Below are 5,293 nucleotides of genomic sequence, written 5' to 3'. Positions count from 1 at the left end.
CGGCACGCCCGCCGGGCCCGCGGCGGCGCTGCCACAGAAGGTGCCCGGCGTCCGGGACGCCACCTCCGTGGCGGCGGTCGGTGGAGCGGTCCTCGCCACCCACTCCGACGGATCCGTGACCGCATGGGGCGACTCGTTCATCGCGAGCGGGGGCCACCGCGGAGCCGAGCGTCAGCAGCCCACCCCGGGCCCGGTCCCCAAGGTCGAGAACGTGATCGAGGTGGCCGACGGGCAACTCAACGTCCTCGCCCTGCGCTCCGACGGCAGGGTGCAGGGGTGGGGGATCAATCTCACCCAGGTGATCGGCGAGCCGGACGGGACGCTGGTCCGCACGATCCGGGACGTCCCCGGTGCCGTCAGCGTGGCCAACCCGGGAGGGGCCGCCGTCATCGCCACCAGCACCGGAGAGGTGTGCGCGTGGGGCAACAACGTCCACGGACTGCTGGGCGTCGAACCGCGTGGAGGTCAGAGCCCGCGGGCGGTCAGGATCGAGGGGCTGACCGACATCGTCCAGGTGGCCGGCGGAAACGATTTCGCGCTCGCGCGGGATGCCGACGGGCACGTCTGGGCGTGGGGACGCACCGTCTCCGGGATGCTCGGCGACGGGGACTCCGAGGACACCTCCACCGCCTCGCCGCAGCAGGTGGTCGGCGTGGCGCCGATGGAGTGGATCGGCGCCTCAGGTGCCTCGTCGTACGGGATCGACCGGACGGGAAACCTGTGGGCCTGGGGCGGCGGCCTCCGGGCTGCCCCGTACGCCGGCGAGGACCGGCGCCCCTACCGCGTTCCGCTGCCGGGGCCCGCCCAGTCGGTGTCCGGCGGGGTCGTCCTGCTCGGACCGGACGGCTGACCGGCGACCGGGCGGCCGACCGACAGGGCGCCCGGACACGGCTCCGGTCCCGCGTGCCCGCACGGTGCATGAGAGAACACCGGCACCTCCGGTGCCGGTGTTCGTGAGATCAACTCATCCCGGTTCTGGTGCCCGACCGCCGGGCGGCCGAGCACCCCCGGGGGGTGCGATCACAACCGCGGAACGTCGTTCTACTTCCGCGGAATGCTGTTCTTCCGCAGCGCCAGGCGGCTTCCCGCCCAGTCCCCCAGGGCCGCGGTGCGGGTCTGGAGCATCCCGGCGGTCTGGGCCGACTCGGCGATGACCGAGGGCTCCACGTGGCCGTCGTTCCCCGTCTTGGGGGTGAGGACCCACACGGAACCCTCCTCCGCCAACGGGGTCACGACGTCCATGAGCCTGTCCACCAGGTCGCCGTCGCCGTCGCGCCACCAGAGCAGTACCGCGTCGACGATCTCGTCCGTGTCCTCCTCCAGCAGCTCCGACCCGACGGCGTCCTCGACGGCCTCACTGATCGACTCGTCACAGTCGGAATCCCATCCGACCTCCTGAACGAGCATGTCCTTCGTCAGTTCGAGCTGACCAGCAATCTGATCCGCCCCGTCCTGCTGGTTCGCCGCGGCGACCACCGTGGTGTTCCTCCCTCGTATCCGACTTCGTTCGTCTTGGTCTTTCGCTGACACGGAACACTACCCGCGCACCCTCCCACGGGAAACGACTACCGCCTATTTGGGCGGTCAGAGCGCAGCCCCGTGTCGCGCATCACGCTTTGGGGCACAATCAGAGGAAGTCATGGGCCGACGACGGCCCGTGGCCGGTCGACCTCGCCATCCGCCACACACCCGCGGCGCGTGCGGTCGACCGGACACTGCACCCCGACATGTGTGGTGACCCCACCGGGTCGCCGCTGTACGTATCGCAGAAGTGAGGACGAGACGCATGACCGAGACCGTAGGCACCCGAGATGGTTCCGCACCCACCAACGTGCCGGTCCTCCGGGAGGGGGTCGCGTCCTATCTCGCGGACTCGGACCCCGAGGAGACGCAGGAGTGGATGGACTCCCTCGACGGCATGCTCGCGGAGGCGGGCCCCGAGCGGGCGCGCTACCTCATGCTCAGGCTCCTCGAGCGCGCCTCCAAGCAGCGGGTTCCCCTTCCGGCTCTCACCTCATCGGACTACGTCAACACGATCCCCACCAGCCTCGAACCCGAGTTCCCGGGCGACGAGTCGGTGGAGCGCACCTACCGGCGCTGGATCCGCTGGAACGCGGCCATCATGGTCCACCGCGCCCAGCGGCCCGGCATCGGTGTGGGCGGCCACATCTCCACCTACGCGGGCGCGGCCCCGCTGTACGAGGTCGGCTACAACCACTTCTTCCGCGGCAAGGACCACCCCGGGGGTGGTGACCACATCTTCTTCCAGGGGCACGCCTCACCCGGCATGTACGCACGCGCCTACCTCGAGGGTCGCCTCCGCGAGCACGACCTCGACGGGTTCCGGCAGGAGAAGAGCCACCCCGGACGCTCACTTCCCTCCTACCCCCATCCCCGCTGCCTACCCGAGTTCTGGGAGTTCCCCACGGTGTCGATGGGCCTCGGGCCCATGAACGCCATCTATCAGGCGCGGTTCAACCGCTACCTGCACAACCGCGGGATCAAAGACACCTCCCAGCAGCACGTGTGGGCGTTCCTCGGCGACGGTGAGATGGACGAGGTCGACTCGCGCGGAGCCCTGCAGGTGGCCGCGAACGACGCGCTCGACAACCTGACCTTCGTCATCAACTGCAACCTCCAGCGCCTCGACGGCCCGGTCCGCGGCAACGGGCAGATCGTCCAGGAGCTGGAGTCGTACTTCAGGGGCGCCGGATGGAACGTCATCAAGGTCGTGTGGGGCCGCGAGTGGGACGCGCTGTTCGAGAAGGACACCGAGGGCGCGCTCGTCTCCCTCATGAACTCCGTCTCGGACGGTGATTACCAGACGTTCCGCGCCAATGACGGCGCCTGGATCCGCGAGCACTTCTTCGGTCGTGACCCCCGCACGGCCAAGCTCGTCGAGGACATGACCGACGACGAGATCTGGGCCCTCCGCCGCGGCGGGCACGACTACCGGAAGATCCACGCCGCCTACAAGGCGTCGCTCGAGCACACCGGTCAGCCCACGGTGATCCTCGCGCACACGGTCAAGGGTTTCGGTCTGGGCCAGAACTTCGAGGGACGCAACGCCGCGCACCAGATGAAGAAGCTGACGCTGGACGACCTCAAGCTGTTCCGCGACAAGCAGCTCATCCCCATCACGGACGAGGAACTGGAGGCCGACCCGACGCTGCCCCCGTACTACAACCCGGGGCCCAACTCGCCGGAGATCCGCTACATGCTCGAGCGGAGGAACGCGCTGGGCGGGCACGTGCCCGAGCGGCGCCAGACCTTCACCCCGCTCTCCGTCCCGGACATCGATTCCCTGGCCTCGCTCCGCAAGGGTTCGGGAAAGCAGTCGGTCGCCACCACGATGGCCCTGGTCCGCACCTGCAAGGAGCTCATGCGGGACGAGTCGCTACGCGATCGTCTGGTCCCGATCATCCCGGACGAGGCGCGGACCTTCGGGATGGACTCGTGGTTCCCCACCCTGAAGATCTACAACCCGCACGGGCAGAACTACACCTCCGTCGACCACGACCTCATGCTCAGCTACAAGGAGTCCAAGACGGGCCAGATCATGCACGAGGGGATCAGCGAGGCCGGGTCGGTGGCCGAGTTCACCGCCGCCGGCACCGCGTATGCGACCCACGGTGAGCCCATGATCCCGCTGTACATCTTCTACTCGATGTTCGGTTTCCAGCGCACCGGCGACGCCATCTGGGCGGCCTCCGACCAGCTCGCCCGCGGGTTCCTGCTCGGCGCCACCGCCGGCCGAACCACCCTCACCGGTGAGGGGCTGCAGCACATGGACGGCCATTCACCGCTTCTCGCCGCCACCAACCCGGGGATCATCTCGTACGACCCCGCATGGGGTTTCGAGCTCGCCCACATCATGCGCGCGGGGATCGAGCGGATGTACGGGCCGGGCGCCGCCCATGAGAACGACACCGACGGGATCGACCGCAACGTGTCGTACTACATCACCCTCTACAACGAGCCCGTCCCGCAGCCGCCGGAGCCCGAGGATCTGGACTCCGACGCCCTGCTCCGGGGCTTGTACCTCTTCCGCAAGGCCGAGAAGGGCGCGCACAAGGCCTCGATCCTCGCCTCGGGTGTCGCGATGTACGCGGCCGCCGAAGCCCAGAAGACCCTGGCCGAGCGGTGGGACGTGGCCGCCGATCTCTGGTCGGCCACCTCGTGGAACGAACTGGCACGGGACGGTTACGAGTGTGAACGCCACGAGCTCCGACACCCGGATCAGCATGCCCGGACCCCGTTCGTCACCGCATCTCTCGAAGGCAGCGAGGGACCGAAGGTCGCCGTGAGCGATTACCAGAAGGCGGTGCCGGACCAGATCCGCGGATGGGTCCCCGGTGACTTCACCGTCCTGGGCACCGACGGATTCGGGTTCTCCGACACCCGACCGGCTGCGCGTCGCTTCTTCAACACCGACGCCGAATCGATCATCGTCGCGGTCCTCGCCGGGCTGGTCCGCGAGGGCAGCCTCGAGAAGCGCACCCTGCTCGAGGCGGCCCGCCTGTACAAGATCGACGACGTCATGGCGGCGCCCGAGCCCACGACGGATCCCGGGGTGGCGTGACCGAGACGACCGGACCCGCGGCGGGGGCCGGGCCACAGACCGTACAGCCGTCACGGCGCCGATCCGCGAGGGCTCCGGATCAGCGACCGGTCTCGGATGCGCTACTCAAGCGCATCACCCGGTACTCGGGGACCCTGTCGACGGAAGCGGTCCGGTCCCTCGAGGAGGACCTGCCGTTCTTCGCCGGGCTGTCCGCCGACCAACGGGCGGAGATCCAGCTGATCATCCAGAGCGCCGTGCGCGACTTCGTCACCTGGATGCGCAACCCCGAGGCCCCGCACACCGACACGATCGCGGGGTTCAAGCTTCTACCCAAGGGCCTCGGTCAGGGCCTGTCCCTGCAGGAGACCGTGCAGCTCGTCCGCTCCACGTGCGAGTACTTCGAGCTGGTCATGCCGCGGATCACCCACAACGAGCGCCAGCGCGGGCTCATGATCGCGGCGGTGCTGAAATTCGGTCGCGAGCTCGGCTTCACCGCTGCCTCGGTGTACGCGGCCGCCGCCGAGCACCGGGGCGCCTGGGACACCCGCATGGAGGCGATGCTGGTCGACGCCGTCGTCCGCGGGGACCGGCACGCCGATCTCGCCTCCGGGGCCTCGGCGCTCAACTGGGATCCGACCACCGCTGCCACCGTCATCGTGGGGCGCCCCAGGGCGGATCTGGGGCTGGCGTCCGTGCCCGCCACGCACAAGGCCGCCGTCGCGGCGGGCA

At 69.3% G+C, this 5,293-nt stretch carries 3 protein-coding genes and 1 pseudogene; 3 read left to right on the top strand and 1 reads right to left on the bottom strand.

From position 1 onward, the window contains the following. The coding region (locus G6018_RS11460; RefSeq protein ID WP_182639652.1) for an RCC1 repeat domain-containing protein at nucleotides 1–850 on the top strand (850 nt) is incomplete at its 5' end. A gap of 191 nt (nucleotides 851–1,041) precedes the next feature. On the opposite strand, the gene G6018_RS11455 is transcribed toward G6018_RS11460, so the two are convergent. Continuing rightward, the gene (locus G6018_RS11455) at nucleotides 1,042–1,476 is read right to left on the bottom strand and encodes a DUF3052 domain-containing protein (protein WP_182609628.1); all 435 of its coding nucleotides are present in this window, start codon (nucleotides 1,474–1,476) and stop codon (nucleotides 1,042–1,044) included. A 310-nt stretch (nucleotides 1,477–1,786) separates the two neighbouring features. On the opposite strand from G6018_RS11455, the gene aceE reads away from it, so the two are divergent. Then, nucleotides 1,787–4,582: a pyruvate dehydrogenase (acetyl-transferring), homodimeric type gene (aceE, locus tag G6018_RS11450; protein WP_179524990.1), complete on the top strand. Its 2,796-nt coding sequence runs from the start codon at nucleotides 1,787–1,789 to the stop codon at nucleotides 4,580–4,582. After that, nucleotides 4,579–5,293, top strand: a pseudogene (locus G6018_RS11445) (PucR family transcriptional regulator); the annotation flags it as partial. The gene aceE and the pseudogene G6018_RS11445, both read left to right, overlap by 4 nt.

Source organism: Dietzia sp. DQ11-44, assembly GCF_014145205.1.
GTDB lineage: Bacteria > Actinomycetota > Actinomycetes > Mycobacteriales > Mycobacteriaceae > Dietzia > Dietzia natronolimnaea.
This window is presented reverse-complemented; position numbering and strand designations above follow the sequence as displayed.

What these genes read in the sequence shown, in the direction of transcription:
- aceE (WP_179524990.1), top strand. Translation starts at nt 1,787, where the DNA reads ATGACCGAGACCGTAGGCACCCGAGATGGTTCCGCACCCACCAACGTG.